Source organism: Paenibacillus sp. FSL R5-0744 (genome assembly GCF_037972555.1).
Lineage (GTDB): Bacteria > Bacillota > Bacilli > Paenibacillales > Paenibacillaceae > Paenibacillus_AQ.
The window spans coordinates 168590-193825 of record NZ_CP150228.1 but is presented as its reverse complement, the minus strand read 5'-3'; the positions used below and the strand labels follow the sequence as shown (position 1 = coordinate 193825).

Below are 25236 nucleotides of genomic sequence, written 5' to 3'. Positions count from 1 at the left end.
ACCTTTACCTACTTCATACCCTAGTATACACGAAATCAATCCTGCGCATCCCTGTTACTGTCATCCAAAGGTAAACGCAGTACAAAATTTCATTCACACCGAAGGAAAAAGTTTGTTTATTAAGGCTTTACCGTATCGAATCTTATTCTTTCTGCTATGCAAAGAAAAGCACCTGCAGGTGCTTTATCCCCTTTTTATTATAACAAAAAAGCCTTCGCTCCATTCCATTCAGAACAGAGCGAGGGCTTACTGTAGGTACTTTAGTCAATGAAAACAGCAGCTAGAATCGCCATAATGAAGAATCCTGCAGCAAGTCCAACTGTTACACGTTGTAGTACGAGTTCCATACCACGAGCTTTTGTTTTACCAAAGAGATGCTCAGCACCACCGGAGATGGCACCGGAAAGACCCGCGCTTTTCCCCTTTTGCAGAAGAACGACCGCAATAAGACCGACGGAAAAAATCAGGAGCACAACTTTCAAAAAGATATCCATTCACTTCCACCTCCTACGCCTAAGCATCACTATCTATGGTAATTGAGGTTATCACGATACATAAACAGTATTCTTATTTTATCATAGCAGTGCCGGTAATACAACCGCCTAGACTGTTAAGTCGTAGCTTTTCTTGAAAGATTAGGATAAACACATATTAAAAAAGACCCGCCATAATGGCGGGTCTTCGTACTCTGCTATAAAAGCAGATTATCTTTTAAGGTTGTAGAAAGATTTCAGGCCGTTGTATTGAGCCAATTCACCCAACTCGTCTTCGATGCGAAGCAATTGGTTGTATTTAGCAACACGGTCTGTACGGGAAGGAGCACCTGTTTTGATTTGACCAGCGTTAGTCGCAACAGCGATGTCAGCGATTGTGCTATCTTCGGATTCACCGGAACGGTGAGAGATAACTGCTGTGTAACCAGCACGTTTAGCCATTTCGATAGCATCGAAAGTTTCAGTCAATGTACCAATTTGGTTAACTTTAACCAAGATGGAGTTACCGATACCTTTTTCGATACCTGTTGCAAGACGCTCAGTGTTTGTAACGAACAAGTCGTCACCAACCAATTGAACTTTATCTCCCAATTTTTCAGTAAGCAATTTCCAACCATCCCAGTCGTCTTCGGACATACCGTCTTCGATTGTGATGATAGGATATTTCTCAACCCATGAAGCAAGAAGGTCAACATACTCAGCGGAAGTGTAAGATTTACCTTCGCCAGCAAGTGTGTATTTACCGTCTTTGTAGAACTCAGTGGAAGCAACGTCCATACCCAAGAATACGTCAACGCCTGGTTTGTAACCAGCTTTTTCGATAGCTTCGATAATTGTAGTGATTGCTTCTTCATTCGAACCAAGGTTTGGTGCGAAACCACCTTCGTCACCAACAGCTGTGTTCAGGCCTTTGGATTGAAGTACGGATTTCAAGTTGTGGAAGATTTCAGCACCTGTACGAAGAGCTTCTTTGAAGCTTGGAGCTCCTACAGGAAGAACCATAAACTCTTGAACGTCGATGTTGTTGTCCGCATGCTCACCACCATTGATGATGTTCATCATTGGTACTGGAAGAGTTTTAGCGTTGAATCCGCCCAGGTATACGTACAAAGGAATATCCAATGCTGCTGCAGCTGCACGAGCTACGGCCATGGATACAGCTAGGATTGCGTTAGCGCCCAATTTACCTTTGTTATGAGTTCCGTCCAAAGTGATCATCAATTTGTCGATGCCCACTTGGTCAAGAGCGTCCATACCAATAACTTCTGGAGCGATGATTTCATTTACGTTCTCAACAGCTTTCAGAACGCCTTTACCCATGTAACGGGATTTGTCGCCATCACGAAGCTCTACAGCTTCATGAGCGCCAGTGGAAGCGCCGGATGGAACGATAGCGCGGCCTTTAGCACCGGATTCAAGATAAACGTCAACCTCTACAGTAGGGTTACCACGGGAGTCAAGGACTTCGCGAGCATAAACATCAGAAATAATAGTCATTTTAGTTAATCTCCTTTAAACAATGTTTTGGTTTTGATTGTTGAAGCTTAATCTTAGGTATTGTTTCCTTATTTGCGACTAGCGATCATGGATTGACCAGTCATTTCCGCAGGTTGCGGAATTCCCATCAGATCCAGAATAGTTGGTGCTACATCAGCAAGGATACCGCGATCGCGCAATACAACATTTTCATCCGTAAGGATGAACGGAACCGGGTTAGTGGTATGAGCTGTGAACGGACGACCGTTCTCATCAAATACCATGTCTGCATTACCGTGATCGGCGATAATGATCGCAACGCCACCCTTGGCAACTACTGCGTCCACTACTTTACCTACACACTCATCAGTTACCTCTACAGCCTTGATTGTTGGCTCCAACATACCGGAGTGTCCAACCATATCAGGGTTTGCAAAGTTAAGGATAATAGCATCCTGTCTTTCCGCTTCGATTTCTGCTACGCAGGCTGCAGCCACTTCGTAAGCACTCATCTCGGGTTGAAGATCATAGGTTGCCACTTTAGGAGAGTTGATCAAGATACGAGTTTCTCCTGGAAGTTCCTCATCACGTCCACCACTGAAGAAGAACGTTACGTGCGGATACTTCTCAGTTTCCGCGATGCGCAGTTGCTTCTTGTTGTGTTGCACAAGTACTTCACCCAATGTGTTATCCAGGTTCTTCGGTGAATAGGCTACATAACCTTGTACCGTTTCACTGAAAGTAGTCAGGCATACGAAGTGCAAGTCTTGCGGGAACAAAGGACCCCGGTCGAAACCACGGAAATCTTGATTCGTGAACACTTGTGACAACTGAATAGCACGGTCAGGGCGGAAGTTGAGGAACACGACAGAATCGCCGCTCTCTACTGCCGTTACCGGCTTGCCTTCACTGTCTACAATCACGCTAGGTTCAACGAATTCGTCGAACACGGAATTTGAATAAGATGCAGTGATAGCTTGCAGAGCATCTGTGTATTTCGGTCCTTCGCCATAAACCATAGCACGATAGGCTTTTTCTACACGATCCCAACGTTTGTCACGGTCCATTGCGTAATAACGCCCGGATACCGTTGCAATTGTACCTACTCCAACTTCTTCAATCTTAGCAACCAGATCTTGAACAAACTTCTTACCACTATCTGGAGGTACGTCCCGGCCATCCATGAAAGCATGGATATACACTTCGTGCATATCTTCTTTCTTAGCCAGGTCAAGCATAGCAAACAGGTGATTAATATGGCTATGTACCCCTCCGTCGGATACAAGCGCGTAAAGATGAAGCTTTTTACCTGTGTTCTTAGCATTTCTAACTGCTGCTACCAGTGTTTCATTATCGAAGAATTCGCCCTCACGGATCGATTTATCGATACGAGTCAAATCCTGGTATACAATCCGTCCTGCACCAATATTTAAGTGCCCTACTTCAGAGTTGCCCATTTGGCCTTCTGGAAGACCAACAGCTTCACCACAAGCAGTAAGGGTAGTATTAGGATATTGTTTCAAGTAACGGTCATAGTTAGGTTTGTTAGCTTGAGCAACGGCGTTACCTTCAGATGTTCCACGCAAACCGAAACCATCCATGATGATCAAAGCTACAGGTCTTGGAGCTGACATCTTACTTCGCCCCCTCAACCAATTGAACGAAGGAAGCAGGCTGCAAGCTGGCACCGCCAACAAGCGCACCATCGATGTCGCTTTGGCCCATGTACTCAGTTACATTCTCAGGCTTCACGCTGCCGCCGTATTGAATACGAACAGCTTCAGCTGTTGCAACATCATACAAATCTTTTACAAGACTGCGGATGTAAGCAATAACTTCGTTAGCATCTTGGGAAGTGGATGATTTACCTGTGCCAATAGCCCAGATAGGTTCGTATGCAATGACAACTTTTGCTGCTTGCTCGGCACTAAGTCCTTGGAATGCAGCTTCAGTTTGCACTTTACATACTGCTTTAGTTTGATCAGCTTCACGCTCTTCGAGCTTTTCGCCAACACATACGATTGGAGTGATACCGTGACGGAATGCAGCATGCATTTTCTTATTCACGATTTCATCTGTTTCGCCAAAATAAGCACGACGCTCTGAGTGACCAATGATTACATAGTCTACGCCAAGATCGCTAAGCATTACACCACTGATTTCTCCTGTGTAAGCACCGTTATCTTCAAAGTGCAGGTTCTGTGCGCCAATCTTGATGTCTGTACCTTTTGCAGCTGCTACAAGTGCAGGCAGGTTAGTAAATGGGGCGCAGATTACAGTCTCAACGCCTTCTACTTCTGCTTTGCCTTTGATGTCAGCAATAAAGCTTTCTGCTTCAGGAACTGTTTTGAACATCTTCCAGTTACCCGCAATAATTGGTGTTCTCATGAATTAAATTGCCTCCTTCTATACGTCTTACTTGTCGTTCAGTGCTTCTACGCCAGGAAGCGCCTTGCCTTCCATGAACTCAAGAGATGCACCGCCACCAGTGGAGATGTGATCCATTTGGTCAGCCAGGTGGAATTTTTCTGCTGCTGCTGCGGAATCTCCGCCGCCAATAACAGTGTAACCTTCAGTTGTTGCACAAGCTTTTGCTACTGCAAGTGTACCTTCAGCGAATTTATCGATTTCGAATACGCCCATAGGTCCATTCCAGACAACCAGCTTGGAGTTCTTGATAATATCGGCGTAAAGTTCACGAGTCTTAGGTCCGATATCAAGTCCTTCCCAACCTTCTGGGATTTCATTGTAATTAACGATCTTAGTGTTAGCATCAGCACCGAATTTATCAGCAACAACAACATCAACAGGAAGCATGAAGTTTTTGCCAAGTGCTTTAGCTTTTTCGATGAATCCAAGAGCAACGTCAAGTTTGTCGTTGTCTACAAGTGACTTACCGATTTCAAAGCCTTGTGCTTTAGTGAATGTATAAGACAATCCACCGCCGATCAGGACGTTATCAGCCAAAGACAACAAGTTATCAATAACATCAATCTTGTCTTTAACTTTCGAACCACCGATGATCGCAGTGAAAGGACGTTCTGGGTTAGTAAGAGCTTTACCAAGAACGGTCAATTCTTTCTCCATCAAAAGACCGGATACAGCTGGTAGGAAATGAGCGATACCTTCTGTCGATGCATGTGCACGGTGAGCCGCGCCAAACGCATCATTGACGAACAAATCAGCCAGTTCAGCGAATTGTTTAGCCAATTCAGGATCGTTCTTTTCTTCGCCTGGGTAGAAACGAACATTCTCAAGTACAAGTACGTCGCCTTCGCCTAGCTCAGCAATTTTTGCTTTGACAGCTTCGCCAACAGCTTCGTCAGCTTTAGCTACTGGTTTGCCGAGAAGCTCGGACAGACGTTCAGCAGCAGTAGTCAAACGCATGGAATCTACGAATTGACCTTTAGGACGACCCATGTGACTCGCAAGAATGATCTTTGCACCGTTCTCAATCAAATATTTAATGGTAGGAAGGGTTTCGCGAATACGAGTATCATCAGTAATCTTACCGTCTTCTACAGGTACGTTGAAATCCACGCGTACAAATACGCGTTTACCCTTTACTTCTACATCACGGACGCTCTTTTTGTTCATGATTAATTCCTCCACACCCAAAGTTGTTTCTAGCAGGAAACAAGAAATACATTTAGAAAGAGCGGAAACAAGGAACTTCTGTTTCCGCTCTATAGATGTTACTTATATCAAGTCAATTACTTAGCGATTTTAGCGAATTTCTCCAAAGTACGAACCAATTGTGCAGTGTAGGACATTTCATTGTCATACCAAGCAACAGTCTTAACGAGTTGTTTGTCGCCAACAGTCAATACTTTAGTTTGTGTAGCATCGAACAGGGATCCGAAAGTCATACCTTTGATATCGGAAGATACGATTTCATCTTCAGTGTAACCATAAGTGTCTGGATCGGAAGCTGCTTTCATTGCTGCGTTGATTTCTTCAACAGTAACGCTCTTATCAAGAACAGTTACAAGCTCAGTCAGGGAACCAGTTGCAACTGGAACACGTTGAGCCGCGCCATCCAATTTACCTTTAAGTTCTGGAATAACAAGACCGATTGCTTTAGCAGCACCAGTAGTGTTAGGAATGATGTTCTCAGCTGCTGCACGAGCGCGTCTGAAGTCACCTTTAGCGTGTGGAGCATCCAAAGTGTTTTGGTCACCAGTGTAAGCGTGAATTGTAGTCATCAAGCCTTCAACGATACCGAACTTGTCGTTCAATACTTTTGCCATTGGAGCTAGGCAGTTCGTTGTGCAAGATGCGCCGGAAATAACAGTCTCAGTACCATCAAGAATGTCATCGTTAACGTTGTAAACGACAGTTTTCATGTCGCCAGTAGCTGGAGCGGAGATAACTACTTTCTTAGCTCCACCTTTCAAGTGTTTTTCAGCTGCTTCTTTAGTTGTGAAGAAACCTGTGCACTCAAGTACGATATCAACGCCTAGGTCGCCCCATGGCAATTCTTCAGGGTTGCGGTTAGCAAGAACCTTAACTTCTTTGCCATTGACTTTGAAGAAGCCATCATGCACTTCAACATCACCTTGGAATTTACCTTGAGTTGTATCATATTTAAGCAAATGAGCAAGCATCTTAGCGTCAGTCAAGTCGTTGATTGCTACCACTTCGATACCTTCTACATTTTGAATACGGCGGAAAGCAAGGCGTCCAATACGTCCAAATCCGTTAATTCCAACTTTTACACTCATTGAATAGTTCCTCCTAGAATTCGTTTTATTTATTCAAAACAGACCGTGAAGCCTGTCATGACAACAATGTTAAGTATGATACAAGATATATGCTCTAGTGAGTTACGAGGATATCTGTAACTGATTATCAATTTCCTTGCCGATTTCCACAGCAGCAGCCTCGTCGGTGACGAGTATATTCTCCTGCCCGAAACGCAGCATGGCATGAATGGCTTTGGCCTTTGGTTTGCCTCCAGCAATACCGATGACTGTCTCCGTCCGAACAATATCTTCTAGACGTAGTCCCATCGTAAGCATCGTATGGACAACCTGACCATCTTCGTTAAAGTAATACCCAAAGGATTCAGCCACGGCTCCCTCACCCTGGATTTCTGAGACAGTTGCCTCATCCAGCTTGCGGCGGCGAGTCATTTCAATGGCATCCCCAATCCCATGTACAATAATACGCGAACTGCGGATGATTTGTACAATCTCTCCAATATTAGAGTCAAGTGCTAGTGACTGGTAGGCATCCCCACTAAGTAAATCAGGTACATGCAGCAACCGGTAATTCGCTCCTACCCGCTTTGCCATTGTTGAGGCAATCGTATTGGCTTGAATCTCCATACTCTCTCCTAATCCACCACGCGCCGGAACAAACCAAGCGTTCTTATAGGAAAGGGATAACGGCGGTGTCAGTTGATCAGCCATATCGGCAAGCGTTGATCCACCTGTGACAGCAACTATATCATCTGTACGAAGTACACTGAGCAGCGCTTTTGCACCCGCTCGGCCAAGCTCACGTTTGGTGAACGGCGATGACTCACAATCACCCGGCACCACAATAACTTTATCCAGACCGTACGTTGCCCGAATTTTCTCTTCCAGCTCATCCAGACCAAACAGGCTCTTAACGACCGGCTCTAGCAAATCAAGCAGTCTACGCCCAGCAGCGCTAATGCGCATGCCAACGCTCTCGATCTCAATGAGCCCTTGCGATTTCAGAAGATCCGTCTCGGCACGCAGTACCCGCTCAGTCATATCAAGTGAAGCGGCAAGCGTTCTGCGCCCAATTATATCGGACAGCATGATCTGATGAAGAATCGTGTACCGTCTCTTAAGGGTTTCCATGAGATCAGGCAGAAGCTGCTTTTGGATATCTAATAAATTACGCATACTTTCACTCCTGCAACTTCGTCTTCCTCTATTCCCTTGTTCATGGTCTCAAAATGTCCCGGGTAAACTTTTTAAGTCCCACTCATATTCTAACCAAATATTGCTCGAAGTGCAAGTCTTCCGAGAGTAGAATTCTCAAGCGCTTGTCTTCTTATACATTTATAGGATTGGGAAAGAGATTCAGCTCCAAAAAACCTGTCATTAACAATCCAGATTCTTTCGCTGATTGAAACACAATGTACGCTTGTCCACCTTGAAGACTATGGATAGAGCCTGTGTACAGTATTATTAATTCATTGCATTTGCACAGAAATTGTATTATAATCATTTTTGTTGCGCCCGTGGTCCAATGGATATGACGTAGGCCTCCGAAGCCTGAGATCCAAGTTCGATTCTTGGCGGGCGCGCCATTAATTTCACTTTTGTACATAATTTAGTAGTGCCTATACTACTACTTAACCAAAGAGCCGCGTGTCGGCTCTTTTTTTTGAATATAAGTTTGACTTTCTTTGACTTTTTGTTTGAATTTGTTTATCATGTGGGTAATACGGCAAGAGTAAAAATGAATACATTTGAAGAACCAATATCAAGGAGGTTTTCCACGTGAGTTATATTCCTATGGTAGTAGAACAGAGCAACCGCGGTGAGCGCGCTTATGACATCTATTCCCGCCTGCTGAAGGACCGCATCATTTTCCTTGGAACGGAGGTTAATGACGTGGTAGCCAATTCTATCATCGCACAAATGCTGTTCTTGGCTGCCGAAGATCCGGAGAAGGACATTCACCTTTATGTGAATAGCCCAGGCGGTTCCATTACTGCAGGTATGGCTATTTTTGATACAATGCAGTACATTAAACCGGACGTTTCCACCATCTGTGTGGGTATGGCAGCTTCTATGGGAGCTTTCCTACTTAACGCTGGCGCTAAAGGCAAACGCTTCGCACTGCCTAACAGTGAGATCATGATTCACCAACCTCTGGGTGGTGCTCAAGGTCAAGCAACGGATATCGAAATCCGTGCCCGCCGTATCCTCAAATTGCGTGATAAGTTGAATCGTATTCTTGCAGAACGTACGGGTCAACCGCTAGAACGTATTGAGAAGGATACAGATCGTGATTACTTCATGACTGCTGCAGATGCGGCAACTTACGGTATCGTTGATAAAGTCATCGAGAAAACACTGCCTAGCGGTGTGTAAGCTATAAAACAACACAAAGAGGCTGTGCCCTATCCACTTGATGGTTAGCGCACAGCCTCTTTACTTTTCAGACCATCACTTCATACGAATCTCAATTAAATCAAACCGCCATATCCAAGCGCATCGAGTTTCTCAGCAATCACACGGTAGCCTCGGCCATTCGGATGTAAGTGGTCAATCGATAATAGCCCTCTCTCATTTCCTGCAAACTCACTATAGATAGAAGCAAACCCACATACTCGGCTACTGTACTGTGAGGCATAGCGGTTAAACTGCCGCACCCACTCTGTAGCACCCACTACCTGAGGATAAGGATTATACAGTCCCACAATCCGAATGATAAAAGGTCTACGCGTTCCCGTCTTCAATTGGAAGAGGATACTCATAATTGCAGCAAAATTTTGTTTGCATTCTTGCAATGATCTTCGCAGCTCTTTAGATAAATTTTCAGGTTGTCTAGCTGCAGCCTTCGCAGCATGGATTAAATCGTTGCCACCGATGGATAGAGTGATGATGTCGGCTGCTCGAATGGCTTCGCGAGTCATCGCACTCCCCCGTAGCCGCTGTTCCAGTTCAGAAGTAGTCAATCCATTCACGCCCAAATTCGTAGAGGCTACATTAGAACGCAGTCTCCCTTCCGCCATTCTACGGTACACCGGTACAAAACCGTTACCTGGCAGAGCGCCAAATCCAGTCGTCAAGGAATCGCCAATTGCAGTGTATTGATAGCTCATAGCTCTCCCCCGTTCATAAACTAGTTACTCCATTTAGCATATGAATTCGAGGTCATTTTGGTAAGGGGGAGATGTCCAGTGGTGACACTAGCGGTTACGACTTCTCTATTTATTTTACAGCAGTAAATGGGCTACCGCCTTCCGGCAACAGTTCTTTGAAAGTAAAGGGATATTCCGGGAACCCCGCAGCATAAGCTGTGTATTCATACAATTGGAAGAACAGAACGACCTGATCATCCTTCAGATAAAAATACTTTTCCGTATTCAATCCGTTGAATCCTCCCAAATAACTTTCCTCCGCTTTTACTAGCTTGTTCAACTTAGCATTCAACTCTTTTTTGTAGTTTGGGTTAGCTCCGAACAGGTCGCCCAACAGTAGACGTTTGCCATCCTTGAGCGAAAAGGTAAACGCCTCCCGATTGGTCATACCATGAGCGCCGCCCGTATCGCTATACTGTGACATCACTAAGCTGATCACACCATCCTGATTGTAGGTCACCATATATTCTATATCATAGGTATACTTAGGCTCTGACCCGGATCGATTCGAGATATCCTTCTCTGCGTTTGCAGCAAATTTCATGGCACTTTCTTTCAAAATATCATTCATGGCCTGCTGTGCATTGGAATTGCTTAATCCACTAAACTTCGGATAATCAAGCTGGATCAAAGCCTCTTTTCGATCCTTAGCATAGGTCTCTGTGGTTACTATCAACGCATTCTGTGATCTATTCACCACATTCAACCTACTAGAGCCCCGACTCCAATCCACTTTATAGCCTAAATAATCATTTAACAGACCTGATGGAACATAGAGCCGATTGTTTATTAGCTTTCCTTCATACTCTCGAATGTAATAATTGTTCACCCAAATTGAAGTACCATAGCTAGATAACAGCAACTTGGCCTTAGTCGTTCCCTTTCCGATCGTGTATGCATTTTCTTTTTTATCATAAGTTAGAGGTAATTGCAGCACATCACGCATAAAGGTAATCGGAATCCAGACCTTCCCTTCCTGCAGAATACCTGTCTGCTGTGAAATCACCCCGTTCGCCTTTAAAACTATACTTGTAGCAATAGCCTTGCTCTTCGTCTGATCAGAAGCTGCATGACCCGTATCACTGGGCAGCAATCCTCCACCAAGCAATAATCCAGCCGACATCAAACCTATGCCCCATTTGCGTACTGTTTCTTTTGAAATATTCACCATCTAATTTTCCCACTCCTTTCCAGTTTATTAAACCTAATCTTGGAGAATTTACACAAAAAAAAAGAGGCGCCCCCCACTATTACTAGTGGAAGATCACCTCTCCTCTCTGCAATCATCTTGTTCTGCTACTATTTCAATTCATACATTACGCTCAGCTGTGTTGTAACTTTAACTACTCCCGGTTGAACGGATGTGCTTGCACCAGCATCTGCTGCAGCCATTTCCATTTTTAGATTCTGTTCAAAATAAACCGGAGTGACATTGCCATCATTTTGGCTGACCGTGATTACTTGACCCAGGCTACGTTTAGCCGCCTTAGCAATAGCTCCTGCTTTAACATCTGCGTTCGCCATCGCCTTTTCAATCACCTGAGCTTCAAAGGCAGAAGTATCTTCCACGGAAAAACGTGCATTTCCGATATTATTTGCCCCCGCCGCAGATGCAGCGTCTAGCAATTCACCAACCTTGGTCAGATCTCTATAGGACACTAACAGTGTATGATTCGCGTTGTATCCTTTCACTTGCTGTCCTTCTTTTTCGCTATAACTGTAGTTGGGTTGCACATAGAATTGGGTACTTTGAATATCCTTATCTGCGATTTTCCAAGTCCCCTTCAGTAGTGTAGTGATCTTTTGGATTTTAGCAGCATTTGTTTTTTGCGCTTCTTGCGCAGTTGTAGCCGTAGTATCCACACCGATGGACAAGTATACAATATCCGGCTTGATGGACAATTCACCTTTACCTACTACACTAACGACATTTTTCTGCACTTCATCTGCGTAAGCCTTTGCGGGACCTTGGAAGACTCCACTCATGCTAATCCCTCCAATCAACAAACTTCCTACGATCAACACTGAACCAATCTTTTTTACCAAACCTTTCATATTTGCCAGCCCCTTTCATCCTTTGTGATTTGTTATTATCCTCTAGACGAGTCTTTTTGGTAAATGTTGCACAGTTAAAATCTATTTTTTGGTATAAAAAAAAGCCCCTGGGGGCTTTTTAGTCATGCGATAAAAAGTCACTTCAAAAGATTATTGGTTCTCAAGCTCTTCTTTGCTGACGAGACTCGTCAAAGCGTTTACAGCTTGATCCGCGTCTGCACCATCCGCGCTGATATAGATCTCCGTGCCGGAACTGATCGCTAGGCTCATAATACCCATAATACTTTTGGCGTTTACTTTTTTATCGTCTTTTTCCACGAAAATCTCCGACGAAAACTTGTTAGCTTCTTGCACAAACAATGCTGCCGGTCGAGCGTGTAGCCCTGTCTTCAACCGAACAACTACCGGGTGCTTTGTCATGAAACGCTTACCCCCTAATTGAGTTCTCCCCAAAAATTTCACATTAATTTTATATTATTATATCATTATAACGTAAACCACACTAGAAAAAAAGTGACTAGCCGCCTCGAACCTTGTCCGCCAGTTCATCAATCTTACGAAGTCGATGATTTACTCCGGACTTACTAACCGTACCTTTCAGCATTTCACCAACCTCTTTAAGGTTGATATCCGGATGTGCCATTCGAATTTCTGCAACTTCCCGCAGTTTATCCGGTAAGCTCTCCAGACCTACTTCTCGCTGCAGCAGTTTGATATTCTCAATCTGCCGCACCGCGGCACTTATCGTTTTATTGAGATTCGCGGTCTCGCAGTTCACGATCCGATTCACGGAATTACGCATATCGCGCATAATTCTTACATCCTCAAATTTGAACAACGCTTGATGCGCCCCGATCAGACTTAAGAATTCGATAATCTTCTCGCCTTCTTTAATGTATAGAATGAACCCTTTTTTACGTTCAATGCAGCGTGCGTTTAGGTGAAATTCACCAGCCAGATCGACCAGCGCCTTACAATGCTCCTCATACATCGAGGAAATCTCCAAATGGTAAGAGGAACCCTCCGGATTATTAACGGATCCGCCCGCCAAAAAGGCACCCCGCAAATAAGCACGCTTACAGCAGTTATTCCCAACAATCTCTTTATCAATACCGTCGGTAAAAATAAATCCTTCGGACACAATTCTAAGATCATTTAAGATTTCCTGTACGCGACTAGGGATTCTAACGATATAAACGTTATTTTTCTTCAAACGCATTTTTTTACGCACGAGTAGCTCAATATGGACCTGGTAATATTTCTTAAGCAAAGAATATACCCGCCTTGCAATCGCGGCGTTCTCCGTCGAAATGTCGAGAATCACCTTTTTGCTTGAAAGCTGCACAGATCCATTCATACGGATAAGCGCTGACATTTCCGCCTTCTCACAACAGGGCTCACTCTCCACCATCGTCAGCTCTTTTTTTGTAAGGGCCGCAAAAGACAAGGGTCTCACCTCTTTCTGAAAATAAGTACGTCATTCATATATACAAGCATAAACGCCTTCGGCGTCCTTTTGAGGACGGTAAGCGTTTAAGCGAGAAATATAAGAAAGTATAGGTGTAAAACTTATATTTTCTTATATTTTAAGTTATACCCTAGGGTTTCTGTTTATCCAATCTTGCACAAGCTGATAGATATGATGACTAAGCTTATCGGTATCATGCCTTAAATAAGTTCGGAATAACACTAGCTTATCCGCTATAACTTTATATGCACTGCCTTCTAGTACATCCTTGTCGAGCTGTACCGGACGTGCACCCTTCTCAGCGTATTTCGACTGCACCTGCTCTGGAATTTCACCGTCATTCACAATAATATAATCAAATAAATGAATCCCAATATGATCATAAACGGCTTGTAGATGGTCATTTACAGTATAATTATCCGTTTCACCAGGCTGAGTCATTACATTGCAGACAAAAATTTTGATTGCATCAGAAGATACAACTGCTTCTGCTAGCTTCGGAACAAGTAGGTTCGGAAGAATGCTCGTATATAGACTACCTGGCCCCAAAAGAATTGCATCAGCATTTCGAATCGCTTCAAGTGCTTCAGGCAACGGCTCCACATCAGCAGGCTCCAAAGAAACCCGTTTAATGATTCCGCCTGCTTCCGGTATCTTAGATTCACCCGTGATAATCGTGCCGTCCGACATTTCTGCACGCAATACTACGGCATCCCCCGCAGCGGGTAATACCCGTCCACGAACAGCAAATAATCGGCTAAGCTCACGAACAGCTGTGACAAAATCGCCAGATATATCTGTAAGCGCGGCAAGAATTAAATTGCCAAGACTATGACCCGCCAAGCCTTCGCCCGTGTTGAAACGATATCTCATAATATCCGCCATGAGCGGCTCTACATCAGCCATAGCTGTTAATACGTTACGGATGTCCCCAGGAGGCGGCATTTGCAGTTCACTGCGCAAAATGCCCGAGCTTCCTCCATCATCTGCTACGGTAACTATAGCTGTAATATCTAGCGGCTTTTCTTTTAAGCCGCGAAGCATGACAGATAGCCCCGTGCCACCGCCCATAACGACGATACGTGGACGCTGTCTTTGTTCTTCAGCCACTATGGACCCCTTCTCTCATTAGTGCCGATCACGCTCGGAATCCCGATGACTAACGGCTACGGATTCCGTTTCGCTGACGCCCAGCATTTTGCCCAAATATTCAGAAATGGCTACTGAACGGTGTTTCCCGCCTGTACAGCCAATGCCGATAATAATCTGGGATTTACCTTCCCTACGATATTGCGGAATTAAGAAATGAAGCATATCGAGCAGTTTGGTCAGGAACACCTGTGTTTCAGGCCACTTCATTACATAGTCATAGACATCGCTGTCCTGACCTGTTTTTGGCCGCAGGTGATCCACATAATGTGGGTTAGGCAAAAAGCGAACATCGAAGACGAGGTCTGCATCAATAGGAATACCATACTTAAATCCGAACGATGTAATGTTGACGGAGAGTGTACTTTTTCCTAAATGCGAGAACCGAGAAACGATCTTCTCCTTGAGCTGCACTGGTTTCATACTGCTAGTATCCAGACATAATGTAGCTGAATTCTTTAATTCCTCAAGCATTTTACGTTCCAGCTTGATACCATCAAGCGGAAGTCCCTTAGGCGCTAGAGGATGATGACGCCGGCTTTCCTTGTAACGCTGCACAAGCACCGAATCCGTAGCATCCAAGAACAAGATTTCACAGCCAATGGTTGACTCATCTTTAATATAGGCTAGAGACTCGGACAAAGCAGTGAAGAATTCCCTACCGCGCAGGTCAATCACAAGCGCTACCTTGGCGATCTTACCCTTCGACTGCTCAATCAGTTCTGCAAACTTAGGGATCAGCACCGGCGGCAAATTATCGACACAGAAGAACCCTAGGTCTTCCAGACTCTGCACAGCAATTGTCTTACCCGCACCTGACATTCCGGTAATAATGATCAGGGTGGCTCCAGCCGTTGGAGTATTGTCCAATTCGGTCATTAAAGCGTCCCCTCCCTAAATTAGTATATGAATACTCCCTATCTTTTAAGAACGAAGCAGAAGACCTGCTGCACCCACAATACCTGCATCATTACCAAGCTCTGCAGGAATAATCGAAACACCAGTCTGAAGCGGAGCCGGTGCGAGCTTAGCAAACACACGACGAACTTCATCAAATAGAATATCTCCAGCCTTAGACACACCACCACCAATGATGAAGACCTCAGGGTTAAGCACGGCTGCAACAGAAGCCATAGATTTACCCAGGTAGTATGCTGCACGGTTTACTATGCGAATCGCTACTTCATCGCCAGCCTTAGCCGCATCAAAGACTTCCTTCGCAGCAATCTTCTCTACCATTGAGAGGGAAGTACGATCACCACGAGCTACTGCATCGTTAGCCATACGAATAATTCCTGTAGCGGAGGAAACGGTTTCCAGACATCCCATATTACCGCAACCACATTGAATGGCTTCCAAATCCGGCACTACAGTGATATGGCCAAGCTCACCTGCTAGACCTGCAAAACCTTGATAAATCTTTCCGTTAATAATGATTCCGCCACCAACACCTGTTCCTAGCGTATAGCAGACACAATTTTCAATCCCGCGTCCTGCACCACTCCAGGCTTCACCCAGTGCAGCCACGTTCGCATCATTGTCTATTTTGACAGGCTTGTTCCAGCGATCTTCCAAAATGGAGCGAATCGGCACATCTTTAAATCCTATGTTGGGCGCAAGGATAATGATTCCTTCACGAATATTTGTGAACCCTGCTACGCCCGCGCCTACACCTGCAAGCTGATCCCAAGAGTACGGGGAATCCTCCACAATTTGGCGTACATACTTCTCGATATTATCGATAACAGTATCGACACCTTCTGCAGTTCCTGTGGGTCCCTCATAAGTATGCAGTAGCGTTCCCTCAGCATTGCAGATTCCAACCTTAATTGCAGTTCCACCCAAATCCACGCCAACGTAGATATTCTCAGACATGTAACAAGCCACCTTTTTTTATACTAAAATAGTTAATCCTAAGTACCAACTATAATAGAAGCCCCCTCTGTGGTCAAGGAAAGACAACACACCCGGGAATTCCTTATTTTAATACTATACTCTATTATATTCTAAAAAGACCCCCTTACGACTATGTAAGAGAGTCTTCTGACTATATTATTATCTGGAAAATAACCTAAAACACCCATTTATTCTGACAAAATACGCTTTTGCCCCTCCAGTGCACGGATAGGTGCGATATTCTGTGTAAACTCCAGCGTACCCATATACCGACCAGTCTCGTCTCGGACGGCGAAATAACGGATATAGATAAATTTATCCTTGATGTTGATCCAGAAGTCCTCAGCATCCTTACGACCTGCCTTAAAATCTTCCAGAAGCTTCTCCACCACATGAACACTTTGAGGCGGATGACAGTTCTGTACCGTGCGGCCGATAACTGCCTTAGTTCGGGCAAAGATACGTTCCTTCCCGTGTGAAAAATATCGAACGACATCATTCTCATCAATGAATGTCAGATCTACTGGCAGGTGATTGAGTACTGTTTCGAGCTGATGCAATGACAACAGCCCTGTCTCAAAACGGATGAACCCTTCTTGCGGAGCGGCTCCCACTGCTTCACCCTGCAATGCTGCACCTTCCGGCTCTGCGGCACGTTCGGGTATCCACTCCTGCTCCGGCGCCGTTAGGCAGAATCCGATCTCATCGCTCTCCCGAGCGATTTTGACCCATTCGTCTTCCGTCAATTTATCCAGCGACATAGGCAATAAAATATTTTCTTCCTTAAAAATCATTTCATTAACTTCCTTGATGATCTCCGTAAGTTGAACACCAATATCTGCTGCATTTCCGCTGTAGCTGCTGAGCGCTGCTTTTGCCTCTTTAATCATACGACGGATATGATCATCCACGCCCCACATTACCTTGGTTGGTCCATAAATGCCGTATTTTTCAAGGTAAGGGAACAACAGATTTTCTTTTCGACTATAGTGTTTATCTAGATCCAGCAGTAAGCTAAGATCCTCCAGCAGCTTAAAGATCAGCTCCTCGCTGTCATTCTTCTGGAATTTGGTAGCATGCAAATCTAAACGGAAGTTCACAAGTCTTTCAATCTCACGGTTTTCTAGCTTGAAGGTGTGGACTGGGTGGCCGGGTTGTTCTTCAGGCTTTGAGGAACGGTGAATTTGCTCAATAGAGCCTTTGAATATTGCTGTATGCACCGAACAAAGCCGCTGTACCTCGGATACTGGAATTCCCTCTTCAGTCATTAACGAATGCTCCATTGCAGAGATTTCCGCAACAGTAACATCACCTACAGCTTCCTCGAAGCGTGCCTTAACCTCTTCAACACTTTTGCCTGCATGCAGTTCTTTAATAATCTCCTTGAGCATGGCTTGGCGACGAGTTTGCTCCGGTACATCAAACTCGCGGTTATTTATCAATTCACTCATTATTGATCTCTCCTTAATGAAAATTTTGATGATAGATTCCTTTATTTCATAATCTCGAAGCCGTGTCGTTCAAATGCTAACTTCACGGTATCGAGATCCATTTTCTTCAGCTTGATTCCTTTGGATAAGGTCATGAAACGGCCAGCGGTCTGCAGCATACCTGGCTTAGCAATGTCCTTAAAGCCCAGCTCTACCATAATCTCAACGACCTCCGGATGCCGGGATACCATCTCGAAGATAGACTCATCCATTCGCAGCATTTTTTCCATTGGACTCTTCTCCTTTATATGAGAACTATTCTCAACAACAGATTAGCATAGGCCGTACAAAGCAATAGTGATTGCAATCACTAAATCAGAAGAAAGCAAGGACCGTTCTTTTAAAGATGGATTATGAATAATGTGAAATTAAAAAAACTGCCCCCTACGCTAAATAGCATAAGGGACAGTCTAATTCGTAATAAATTATTTATTATAGCGTTACTCCTGTTTTAAATATGGATATCTCGCGGAAGTTATTCTTCTCGTTATTTACCCATTCCCCACTAGCCACGCTGATAATGTAGTTAATGAAGTCACGCAGAACCTCATCTGGAGAACCATCTTCAACCAACACACCTGCGTTAAAATCGATCCAGTGACGTTTGCCTTCATACAATGGGGTATTGGTAGACACCTTCATTGTTGGCACGAATGTACCAAAAGGCGTCCCCCGTCCGGTCGTAAAGATCACCAATTGGCAGCCAGCAGCAGCCAGAGCCGACGAAGCCACTAGGTCATTGCCCGGCGCGTTAAGAAGATTTAAGCCTTTGTTAGTGATAAGCTCTCCGTACTTGAGTACATCCATTACCGTGGAATTACCGGATTTTTGAGTGCAACCCAGCGATTTATCCTCAAGCGTAGTAATTCCTCCGGCTTTATTGCCTGGCGAAGGATTTTCATATACCGGCTGTTTATAGTCCATGAAATACTGCTTAAAGTCATTGATGAGATCAACAATTTTGTGGAAAATAGCTTCGTCTGCAGCACGTTCCATCAGAATCTTTTCGGCGCCAAACATTTCAGGTACTTCAGTGAGTACAGTTGTGCCGCCTTGGGCAGCCATATAGTCAGACAGACGTCCAAGAAGCGGATTCGCTGTAATCCCGGACAGGCCATCCGAGCCTCCACACTTCAGACCAATCTTCAGCTCAGAGAGTGCGACTTCTTCCCGATGATCGCCCTGTACGTTATTGTAGAGTTCCTTCAGCAGCTTTACGCCTTCTTCAATCTCGTTTCCAACCTCTTGGGAGACAAGAAAACGCACTCGATCGTCATCGTAACTACCCAGCATGTCTTTAAAAATATGCAAATTGTTATTCTCACAACCTAGTCCGAGCACAAGAACGGCGCCCGCATTTGGATGCTTAACCGCGTTAGCAAGTATTGTACGGGTATTGTCATGATCATCACCCAGCTGGGAGCAACCATAGTTATGCTTCAGTACGAGCACGTTATCGAACGGAGCGATATCACCAACCTCTGCCTTAAAAATATTGATGATCTGCTCCGCCACTCCATTCACACAACCAACCGTTGGGACGATCCACAGCTCATTACGAATGCCTACAGATCCGTCAAAGCGACGATACCCCTTAAAGGTCAAATTCTCTACTTTAAAAGGATTGGGGGTCAGCTTCTGCTCAAAAGTATATTCCTCAACCCCTGTTAGGTTTGTCTTCGTATTATGGGTATGCACCCACTGGCCCGGCACGATAGGCGCTTTAGCATGACCGATGGGATAACCATACTTTAATACATTCTCGCCTTCGCTAATGCTGGTTAGTGCAATTTTATGACCTCTAGCAATATCTTCCGTAATTTTAATCTCTTTTGAACCAATCACAATGGTGTCGCCAGCTTGATAGTCTTTAAGTGCAACTGCCACGTTATCAGCCTCGTTGATCTGCAGTACCTCTTTCATAGTCTTAATCATGTCGTTATCCACCTCCTGTGTATTAGTTGTGAGCAGGTCTCTTCACGTACGCTTGCAGCACTTGCTTCATACCTGTTCTCTCAATCGCAATGAGCCCTTCTGTCACCTTGTCAGTAAGACCAGCCACTTCATTCAGATCACAGCCCCAGCGGTTTGTCGCTGCTAATACCTCGACAGCCAGTGCGCGTAACCCAGTGTCTGTGCCATCCCATCCTCCCCACAAGGAGGCGAACCATTCCAAAATATCCGCATCGTCCGCCAGCTGAATCTCTTCTTCCCCTCTACGTCCTTTATAGAAGGCAATTAATGCACTCAATGAGAAAACAAGCTTCTCGGGTAATTGTCCTTTGGACTCTACATATTGCAGTAAAGAAGGCAGATCTCTTGTCTTAAATTTCGAGATAGAATTAAGGGAGATGCTCATCAAGTAATGCTGCACATAAGGGTTCAGGAACCTTTCCAATACCGCGTCTGCAAAAGAATTCAATTCCTCTGCCGGCAGATCCAGCGTTGGAATGATCTCATCGTAGATTAAGGACTTCACGTACGCCCCAACCTCTTCGTGTTCAATAGCCTCGGCAACCGTATCAATACCGTACAAATACGCTACTGGTGTCATAGCTGTATGAGCTCCGTTTAAAATCCTCACTTTACGAGTGCGATAAGGGGCCATATCATCCACCACCAGCACATTAAGACCTGCTAGTTCAGCCGGGAACTCCTTTTTAATCCACTGCGGTCCTTCAATCACCCAAAGATGGAATTGCTCGCCGACAACGACCAGCTTATCCTCATAGCCCAATTCTTCCGTAATCTCAGCGATGGTGTCTCTTGGATATCCAGGAACGATGCGATCTACCAAACTACAGCAGAAGGTGTTGGCTTCATTCATCCAGTTTACAAAGCCCTCTCCCAGATTCCACAGGTCAGCATATTTCAAAATAACCTTCTTAAGCTCATCCCCATTTCGGTCAATCAGCTCGCACGGAATGATGATAAAACCTTTAGAAGCATCACCGTTAAAAAATTCAAAACGCTTATACAATAAGGCCGTCAGTTTACCTGGAAAACTGCTCTGCGGAGCATCGGTTAACTTGTCGCCTGCTTCAAAAGCAATTCCCGCCTCAGTGGTGTTGGACACGATAAAGCGCAGCTCTGGATTCTCGGCAAGCTTCATATACTCCTCATGCTGGGCAAAAGGATTAAGCGTTCGTGTAATACAGTTGATGACCTCATGTTCTTTTACCGCTGCTCCATCTTTGATTCCTTGGAGATAAAGCGTATATAAACCGTTCTGAGCATTTAGCATTTCTGCAAGTCCGTTGCCCAGCGGTTGTACAACCACCACGCCACCATTGAAATCCGTTTTTTGATTCATGGTATGAATCTGCCAATCTACAAAAGCGCGCATGAAATTGCCTTCTCCAAATTGCAGAACCTTCTCAGGATATTGCTTGTAAGCTCTCCAACTATCACTATTTAATCTGTTCATATAAACGCCTCCTATTTATAAATGCACACGTAAAACTAATTAAATATACTTTATAAGACAATATTTTTATTACTATTTTATTAATTTATGCACACGTGAAAATTTTAGCTCAAAATCCTTCACAAGTGAAAGGATCATGCTGCTATGCGCAGCTTTTTGCTTCTACAGTTTCCTAACCGATTCTCTCGCAATAAACTTCGTATCAATGGAGGTTAGCCCGTCATTCTCCAAAGGTTCTTTAATTAAGCTTAGCAGCTTGCGGGCTCCTTGCTCGCTGATCTTCTCAATAGGACGTTTAACTGTGGTAAGCGAAGGATTCGCAAAGAGCGAAAATCCAATATCATCAAAACCAACAATAGAAACATCGTTCGGCACCTGCAGCCCGCGCTCAAACACAGCTTTCATAGCCCCGATCGCCATATCGTCATTGGAACAGAATACTGCCGTCGGCGGTTTTTCCAAATCTAGCAGCTTGCCCATCGCCTCATATCCACTTTGCATATCGTAATTACCATTTCTCATATAATCGTTACGAACAGGGATATTATGGTCAATCAAAGCTTTTATAAAACCGTCTCTGCGTTCCTGCGTGGATTTAAAGCCCTCAACACCTTCAATGATCGCAATGTCTTGATGCCCGGACTCAATCAGGTGTTTGCCTGCATGATAAGCGCCTTCCCGGTCATTCGAGATGATATTAATAATGGAGCGATCATCTATCTGCCGATTCAGCACAACGATTGGAATGCCTTGCTGGACAACATGGTAAATGAATTTATTATCTGCTTCACTCTGGCTCATTAGAATAATTCCATCAAAGCGTTTGTGATGAATAGAGGAATAGTCCGCATAATCGTCGATCCCACGGATGAACAGATTATACTCTACATCTATGACACTATTTACACCACGAATCGTATCAGAGAAGAAACCAGACGTGGTGCCGTTGGCGATACTCGTGAAGAACAAGCCAATGGTGTATGACCGCTGCATCACAAGGCTTTTGGCATTGTAATTGGGGACATAACCCACTTGCGCAGCGATCTCGGCAATTTTTTTACGTGTAACTTCTTTAATTAGGGGACTGTTGTTAAGTGCTCTTGATACAGTTGTATGTGAAACATTCGCCAGTTTGGCGATATCCTTGATTGTAGGTGCCATGGGTCAACCTTCCTTATCAAACGGGTTTGGCTCTTCCATGTAAGGATATCATAACGATTACCTAGTCACCAATGCCTGTTTCGAGAAATTGAAATAATGATCAGCGTTATTGTAACAGATATTCTCAATCATACTACCCAGTAGCTCCATATCCTCCGGAGCTTCTCCATTCTCTACCCAAGAGCCTACAAGATCACATAGGATTCTTCTAAAATACTCATGTCTGGTATATGATAAAAAACTTCTGGAGTCTGTTAGCATCCCGACAAACTGGCTAAGCACACCGAGGTTAGCAAGCGTCTTCATCTGTTCCAGCATGCCATCCTTATTGTCATTGAACCACCATGCCGTTCCGAATTGAATTTTCCCTAGAATACCGCCCCCTTGGAAGCAGCCCATTAAACCAGCAATGACATGATTATCATTAGGGTTCAGTGAGTACAAAATGGTCTTAGGCAGCGCATTCTCACGGTCCAGCGCATCTAACAGACCTGCCAGCGGTTTAGCAATCACGCCATCATTAATCGAATCATAGCCGGTATCAGGGCCGAGGCGCCCGAACATTACACTGTTATTATTACGCAGCGCATGGATATGGAATTGCATGGCCCAATCCAGCTCGCTATATAATTTCCCGAGGAACACAAGGGTGAACCCTTTATATTTCTTTTCTTCACTCTCACTTACAACGCCTTCACGAAGAGCTTTGTTGAATATAGCCGTAGCTTCCTCCAAGGTAGCAGGCTCAAACATTACTGCATCCAAAGCATGATCGGATACACGGCCCGCTCTGGCATGGAAGAATCTCACTCTGCTCTCCAATGCTTCTAGAAACTGACCATAATTCTCAACATCCATTCCTGAGACTTCGCTTAGCTGGGCTACCCAAGGCTTGAAGGTAGGACGATTAATCTCAAGGGCTTTATCTGGACGAAACCCCGGAACTACGCTGGCATCGAATCCACTCAAGCTACTGATTTTTTCATGATATTCCAGAGAATCTACTGGGTCATCGGTGGTGCATACAACAGTTACTTTCGATTTAACAATTAGATCTCTTGCTCCATATCCTTCACCTTGCAACTGTCTGTTCACTTCATCCCAAATCTTCGGAGCATTAGCCTCATTTAGCAAATCATATACTCCAAAGAAACGCTGCAACTCAAGATGTGTCCAATGATAGAGCGGATTCCCGATAATCTTAGGAACGGTTCTAGACCATGCCAAGAACTTTTCATAGTCACTAGCATCACCAGTAATGAACTTCTCCTCTACACCATTTGCCCGCATCACTCTCCATTTGTAATGGTCGCCATACAGCCAAGCTTCGGTAATATTGTTGAACGTCTTGTTCTCATAGATCTCTTGAGGACTGAGGTGGCAATGATAGTCGATAATAGGCATATCTTTCGCATGATTATGAAACAGCTTAATGGCGGTCTCGCTCGACAACAGGAAGTTCTCATCCATGAATTTTTTGCTCATGAGGTTTGCTGCTCTCCTTTATAATCATAATGGAAGTTACAATTAGTTTAACGTGAACATTTTTCAGATTATGATATTTTAACTTATTTATTTCTTTAAATTATAATAATTTGGTTGCTAAATATGTTCGGATTGTTCACGTTAACATTATCTCTTATTGTAAACGTATTTTTAAAATGCGCAAGCCCTTTTCGAAAGACATTGTTACAGTTATTTTAACAGCACCCAGCTTCCTGCTACAAAAAAAGCAGGCGCCCCTTTAAGATAAGGATCACCTGCTTGAATTCATTCCGATTAAATTTAGTTATATTAACTACCCAAGTTTTCGCTCCAGTCATGTACCATTGTGCCCTCAAGATATTTCTCAGCGTCCATTGCTGCCATACAGCCAGTCCCTGCTGCGGAGATCGCTTGACGGTAACGGGTATCCTGTACGTCGCCGCAAGCGAATACACCCGGAATGTTCGTCTCGGTAGTACCTGGATTTACTACAATATAACCATTGGTATCGGTCGTAATCTGACCGCCCAAGAATCCGGTATTCGGCGTATGACCAATAGCGACAAACACACCGTCCGCTTCGATGAGTTCTTCAAGCCCTGTATCATTGTTTCGAACCGTCAGTCCCTTAACTCCAGACTCGCCGGTTGTTACTTCAAGCGGTGTACGGTTAAGTGCCCACACAACCTTACTGTTATCGCGTGCGCGGTCCTGCATAATTTTTGAAGCTCTGAGCTCATCACGACGATGAACCACGGTTACGCTAGAAGCAAATCTTGTTAAGAAGCTGGCTTCCTCCATCGCAGAGTCTCCACCACCGACCACGATAATCTTCTTGTTCCGGAAAAAGAAGCCATCACAAGTAGCGCAAGTGCTGACCCCACGGCCCACATTCTCCTGCTCCCCTGGTATTCCTAAATATCTGGCAGAAGCACCGGTAGAGATAATTACAGACTCTGCCTCTAATACACCCAAACCATCTACTGTCACTTTAAATGGACGCTGTGAAAAATCCACTGAATCCACCCAACCATTCTTGAATTCAGCACCAAAACGTTCAGCCTGCTTCCGCATGTTGTCCATTAAATCCGGGCCAAGAATCCCTTCGGGAAAACCTGGAAAGTTCTCCACTTCCGTTGTCGTTGTCAGTTGTCCACCTGGCTGCATCCCTTCAATTACAAGTGGGTTAAGGTTGGCACGTGCCAAATAAATAGCAGCAGTAAGCCCGGCCGGGCCTGTTCCGATTACAATCGTTTTGTACATAACAGTGGCCTCCTCACAAT

Annotated in this window: 23 protein-coding genes and 1 tRNA gene; 2 read left to right on the top strand and 22 right to left on the bottom strand. The window is 44.5% G+C overall.

All coding sequences use genetic code 11. The features are described 5' to 3' along the window. Nucleotides 1-260: 260 nt before the first annotated feature. The 7 genes from secG to MKY19_RS00915 all read right to left on the bottom strand — a co-directional run bounded on the left by secG (nucleotide 261) and on the right by MKY19_RS00915 (nucleotide 7849). Nucleotides 261-494 (bottom strand): preprotein translocase subunit SecG, encoded by a 234-nt coding sequence (gene secG, locus MKY19_RS00945; protein ID WP_042123332.1) that lies wholly within the window; start codon nucleotides 492-494, stop codon nucleotides 261-263. A gap of 210 nt (nucleotides 495-704) precedes the next feature. Continuing rightward, nucleotides 705-1991, bottom strand: a complete 1287-nt coding sequence (eno, locus tag MKY19_RS00940) for a phosphopyruvate hydratase (protein WP_042123330.1) — start codon at nucleotides 1989-1991, stop codon at nucleotides 705-707. Between the two features lie 68 nt (nucleotides 1992-2059). Then, nucleotides 2060-3604, bottom strand: a complete 1545-nt coding sequence (gene gpmI / locus MKY19_RS00935) for a 2,3-bisphosphoglycerate-independent phosphoglycerate mutase (protein WP_042123328.1) — start codon at nucleotides 3602-3604, stop codon at nucleotides 2060-2062. Nucleotide 3605: 1 nt separating this feature from the next. After that, nucleotides 3606-4358 (bottom strand): triose-phosphate isomerase, encoded by a 753-nt coding sequence (gene tpiA / locus MKY19_RS00930; RefSeq protein WP_042123325.1) that lies wholly within the window; start codon nucleotides 4356-4358, stop codon nucleotides 3606-3608. A gap of 27 nt (nucleotides 4359-4385) precedes the next feature. Continuing rightward, nucleotides 4386-5567 (bottom strand): phosphoglycerate kinase, encoded by a 1182-nt coding sequence (locus tag MKY19_RS00925; RefSeq protein WP_042184036.1) that lies wholly within the window; start codon nucleotides 5565-5567, stop codon nucleotides 4386-4388. 116 nt (nucleotides 5568-5683) lie between these two features. Next, on the bottom strand, nucleotides 5684-6694 hold the full coding sequence (gene gap / locus MKY19_RS00920; RefSeq protein ID WP_036687120.1) for a type I glyceraldehyde-3-phosphate dehydrogenase: 1011 nt from the start codon (nucleotides 6692-6694) through the stop codon (nucleotides 5684-5686). Nucleotides 6695-6796: 102 nt separating this feature from the next. Next, complete coding sequence (locus tag MKY19_RS00915) at nucleotides 6797-7849, bottom strand: sugar-binding domain-containing protein (RefSeq protein ID WP_042123320.1); 1053 nt, start codon at nucleotides 7847-7849, stop codon at nucleotides 6797-6799. 335 nt (nucleotides 7850-8184) lie between these two features. Between MKY19_RS00915 and MKY19_RS00910 the strand changes: the two genes are divergently transcribed. Continuing rightward, nucleotides 8185-8259 (top strand) — tRNA-Arg (locus MKY19_RS00910). A 193-nt stretch (nucleotides 8260-8452) separates the two neighbouring features. Next, on the top strand, nucleotides 8453-9049 hold the full coding sequence (gene clpP, locus MKY19_RS00905; RefSeq protein ID WP_060626469.1) for an ATP-dependent Clp endopeptidase proteolytic subunit ClpP: 597 nt from the start codon (nucleotides 8453-8455) through the stop codon (nucleotides 9047-9049). 95 nt (nucleotides 9050-9144) lie between these two features. Here the strand turns inward: clpP and MKY19_RS00900 are convergent, their stop codons facing one another. The 15 genes from MKY19_RS00900 to trxB form a co-directional block, all read right to left on the bottom strand. Beyond that, nucleotides 9145-9783: a GDSL-type esterase/lipase family protein gene (locus MKY19_RS00900; RefSeq protein WP_076299968.1), complete on the bottom strand. Its 639-nt coding sequence runs from the start codon at nucleotides 9781-9783 to the stop codon at nucleotides 9145-9147. Nucleotides 9784-9892: 109 nt separating this feature from the next. Continuing rightward, on the bottom strand, nucleotides 9893-10993 hold the full coding sequence (locus MKY19_RS00895; protein ID WP_339799691.1) for a DUF4163 domain-containing protein: 1101 nt from the start codon (nucleotides 10991-10993) through the stop codon (nucleotides 9893-9895). A gap of 128 nt (nucleotides 10994-11121) precedes the next feature. Next, nucleotides 11122-11877 carry an SIMPL domain-containing protein gene (locus tag MKY19_RS00890; protein WP_042184030.1) on the bottom strand — a complete coding sequence of 252 codons (756 nt, stop codon included), beginning with the start codon at nucleotides 11875-11877 and terminating at the stop codon, nucleotides 11122-11124. Between the two features lie 150 nt (nucleotides 11878-12027). Continuing rightward, nucleotides 12028-12297 (bottom strand): HPr family phosphocarrier protein, encoded by a 270-nt coding sequence (locus MKY19_RS00885; protein ID WP_036687106.1) that lies wholly within the window; start codon nucleotides 12295-12297, stop codon nucleotides 12028-12030. Nucleotides 12298-12394: 97 nt separating this feature from the next. Beyond that, nucleotides 12395-13324, bottom strand: coding sequence for a DNA-binding protein WhiA (gene whiA, locus MKY19_RS00880; RefSeq protein ID WP_042123310.1), 930 nt, complete (start codon nucleotides 13322-13324; stop codon nucleotides 12395-12397). A 144-nt stretch (nucleotides 13325-13468) separates the two neighbouring features. Beyond that, on the bottom strand, nucleotides 13469-14416 hold the full coding sequence (locus tag MKY19_RS00875) for a YvcK family protein (RefSeq protein WP_179085868.1): 948 nt from the start codon (nucleotides 14414-14416) through the stop codon (nucleotides 13469-13471). Between the two features lie 57 nt (nucleotides 14417-14473). After that, entirely contained in the window at nucleotides 14474-15373 is a 900-nt protein-coding gene (gene rapZ / locus MKY19_RS00870; protein ID WP_042123306.1) for an RNase adapter RapZ, read from the bottom strand. 45 nt (nucleotides 15374-15418) lie between these two features. Beyond that, complete coding sequence (locus tag MKY19_RS00865) at nucleotides 15419-16369, bottom strand: ROK family glucokinase (protein ID WP_042184026.1); 951 nt, start codon at nucleotides 16367-16369, stop codon at nucleotides 15419-15421. 209 nt (nucleotides 16370-16578) lie between these two features. Continuing rightward, nucleotides 16579-17841: a DUF438 domain-containing protein gene (locus tag MKY19_RS00860; protein ID WP_339799688.1), complete on the bottom strand. Its 1263-nt coding sequence runs from the start codon at nucleotides 17839-17841 to the stop codon at nucleotides 16579-16581. Nucleotides 17842-17882: 41 nt separating this feature from the next. After that, the gene (locus tag MKY19_RS00855; RefSeq protein ID WP_076299971.1) at nucleotides 17883-18110 is read right to left on the bottom strand and encodes a DUF1858 domain-containing protein; all 228 of its coding nucleotides are present in this window, start codon (nucleotides 18108-18110) and stop codon (nucleotides 17883-17885) included. Between the two features lie 202 nt (nucleotides 18111-18312). After that, nucleotides 18313-19803 (bottom strand): altronate dehydratase family protein, encoded by a 1491-nt coding sequence (locus MKY19_RS00850; protein ID WP_339804090.1) that lies wholly within the window; start codon nucleotides 19801-19803, stop codon nucleotides 18313-18315. Between the two features lie 34 nt (nucleotides 19804-19837). Further along, nucleotides 19838-21307, bottom strand: coding sequence for a tagaturonate reductase (locus MKY19_RS00845; RefSeq protein WP_339799685.1), 1470 nt, complete (start codon nucleotides 21305-21307; stop codon nucleotides 19838-19840). Nucleotides 21308-21469: 162 nt separating this feature from the next. After that, nucleotides 21470-22468: a LacI family DNA-binding transcriptional regulator gene (locus tag MKY19_RS00840; RefSeq protein WP_339799683.1), complete on the bottom strand. Its 999-nt coding sequence runs from the start codon at nucleotides 22466-22468 to the stop codon at nucleotides 21470-21472. Nucleotides 22469-22525: 57 nt separating this feature from the next. Continuing rightward, a complete protein-coding gene (gene uxaC, locus MKY19_RS00835) occupies nucleotides 22526-23953 on the bottom strand; it encodes a glucuronate isomerase (protein WP_339799681.1) in 1428 nt (475 codons plus the stop codon). A 309-nt stretch (nucleotides 23954-24262) separates the two neighbouring features. Beyond that, a complete protein-coding gene (trxB, locus tag MKY19_RS00830; protein WP_149647951.1) occupies nucleotides 24263-25216 on the bottom strand; it encodes a thioredoxin-disulfide reductase in 954 nt (317 codons plus the stop codon). Nucleotides 25217-25236: the final 20 nt, after the last annotated feature.

Coding starts and splice junctions, on each gene's coding strand:
- secG (WP_042123332.1), bottom strand. CDS start 494: ATGGATATCTTTTTGAAAGTTGTGCTCCTGATTTTTTCCGTCGGTCTT.
- eno (WP_042123330.1), bottom strand. CDS start 1,991: ATGACTATTATTTCTGATGTTTATGCTCGCGAAGTCCTTGACTCCCGT.
- gpmI (WP_042123328.1), bottom strand. CDS start 3,604: ATGTCAGCTCCAAGACCTGTAGCTTTGATCATCATGGATGGTTTCGGT.
- tpiA (WP_042123325.1), bottom strand. CDS start 4,358: ATGAGAACACCAATTATTGCGGGTAACTGGAAGATGTTCAAAACAGTT.
- MKY19_RS00925 (WP_042184036.1), bottom strand. CDS start 5,567: ATGAACAAAAAGAGCGTCCGTGATGTAGAAGTAAAGGGTAAACGCGTA.
- gap (WP_036687120.1), bottom strand. CDS start 6,694: ATGAGTGTAAAAGTTGGAATTAACGGATTTGGACGTATTGGACGCCTT.
- MKY19_RS00915 (WP_042123320.1), bottom strand. CDS start 7,849: ATGCGTAATTTATTAGATATCCAAAAGCAGCTTCTGCCTGATCTCATG.
- MKY19_RS00900 (WP_076299968.1), bottom strand. CDS start 9,783: ATGAGCTATCAATACACTGCAATTGGCGATTCCTTGACGACTGGATTT.
- MKY19_RS00895 (WP_339799691.1), bottom strand. CDS start 10,993: ATGGTGAATATTTCAAAAGAAACAGTACGCAAATGGGGCATAGGTTTG.
- MKY19_RS00890 (WP_042184030.1), bottom strand. CDS start 11,877: ATGAAAGGTTTGGTAAAAAAGATTGGTTCAGTGTTGATCGTAGGAAGT.
- MKY19_RS00885 (WP_036687106.1), bottom strand. CDS start 12,297: ATGACAAAGCACCCGGTAGTTGTTCGGTTGAAGACAGGGCTACACGCT.
- MKY19_RS00875 (WP_179085868.1), bottom strand. CDS start 14,416: ATGGGCGGTGGCACGGGGCTATCTGTCATGCTTCGCGGCTTAAAAGAA.
- rapZ (WP_042123306.1), bottom strand. CDS start 15,373: ATGACCGAATTGGACAATACTCCAACGGCTGGAGCCACCCTGATCATT.
- MKY19_RS00865 (WP_042184026.1), bottom strand. CDS start 16,369: ATGTCTGAGAATATCTACGTTGGCGTGGATTTGGGTGGAACTGCAATT.
- MKY19_RS00860 (WP_339799688.1), bottom strand. CDS start 17,841: ATGAGTGAATTGATAAATAACCGCGAGTTTGATGTACCGGAGCAAACT.
- MKY19_RS00855 (WP_076299971.1), bottom strand. CDS start 18,110: ATGGAAAAAATGCTGCGAATGGATGAGTCTATCTTCGAGATGGTATCC.
- MKY19_RS00850 (WP_339804090.1), bottom strand. CDS start 19,803: ATGAAAGAGGTACTGCAGATCAACGAGGCTGATAACGTGGCAGTTGCA.
- MKY19_RS00845 (WP_339799685.1), bottom strand. CDS start 21,307: ATGAACAGATTAAATAGTGATAGTTGGAGAGCTTACAAGCAATATCCT.
- MKY19_RS00840 (WP_339799683.1), bottom strand. CDS start 22,468: ATGGCACCTACAATCAAGGATATCGCCAAACTGGCGAATGTTTCACAT.
- uxaC (WP_339799681.1), bottom strand. CDS start 23,953: ATGAGCAAAAAATTCATGGATGAGAACTTCCTGTTGTCGAGCGAGACC.
- trxB (WP_149647951.1), bottom strand. CDS start 25,216: ATGTACAAAACGATTGTAATCGGAACAGGCCCGGCCGGGCTTACTGCT.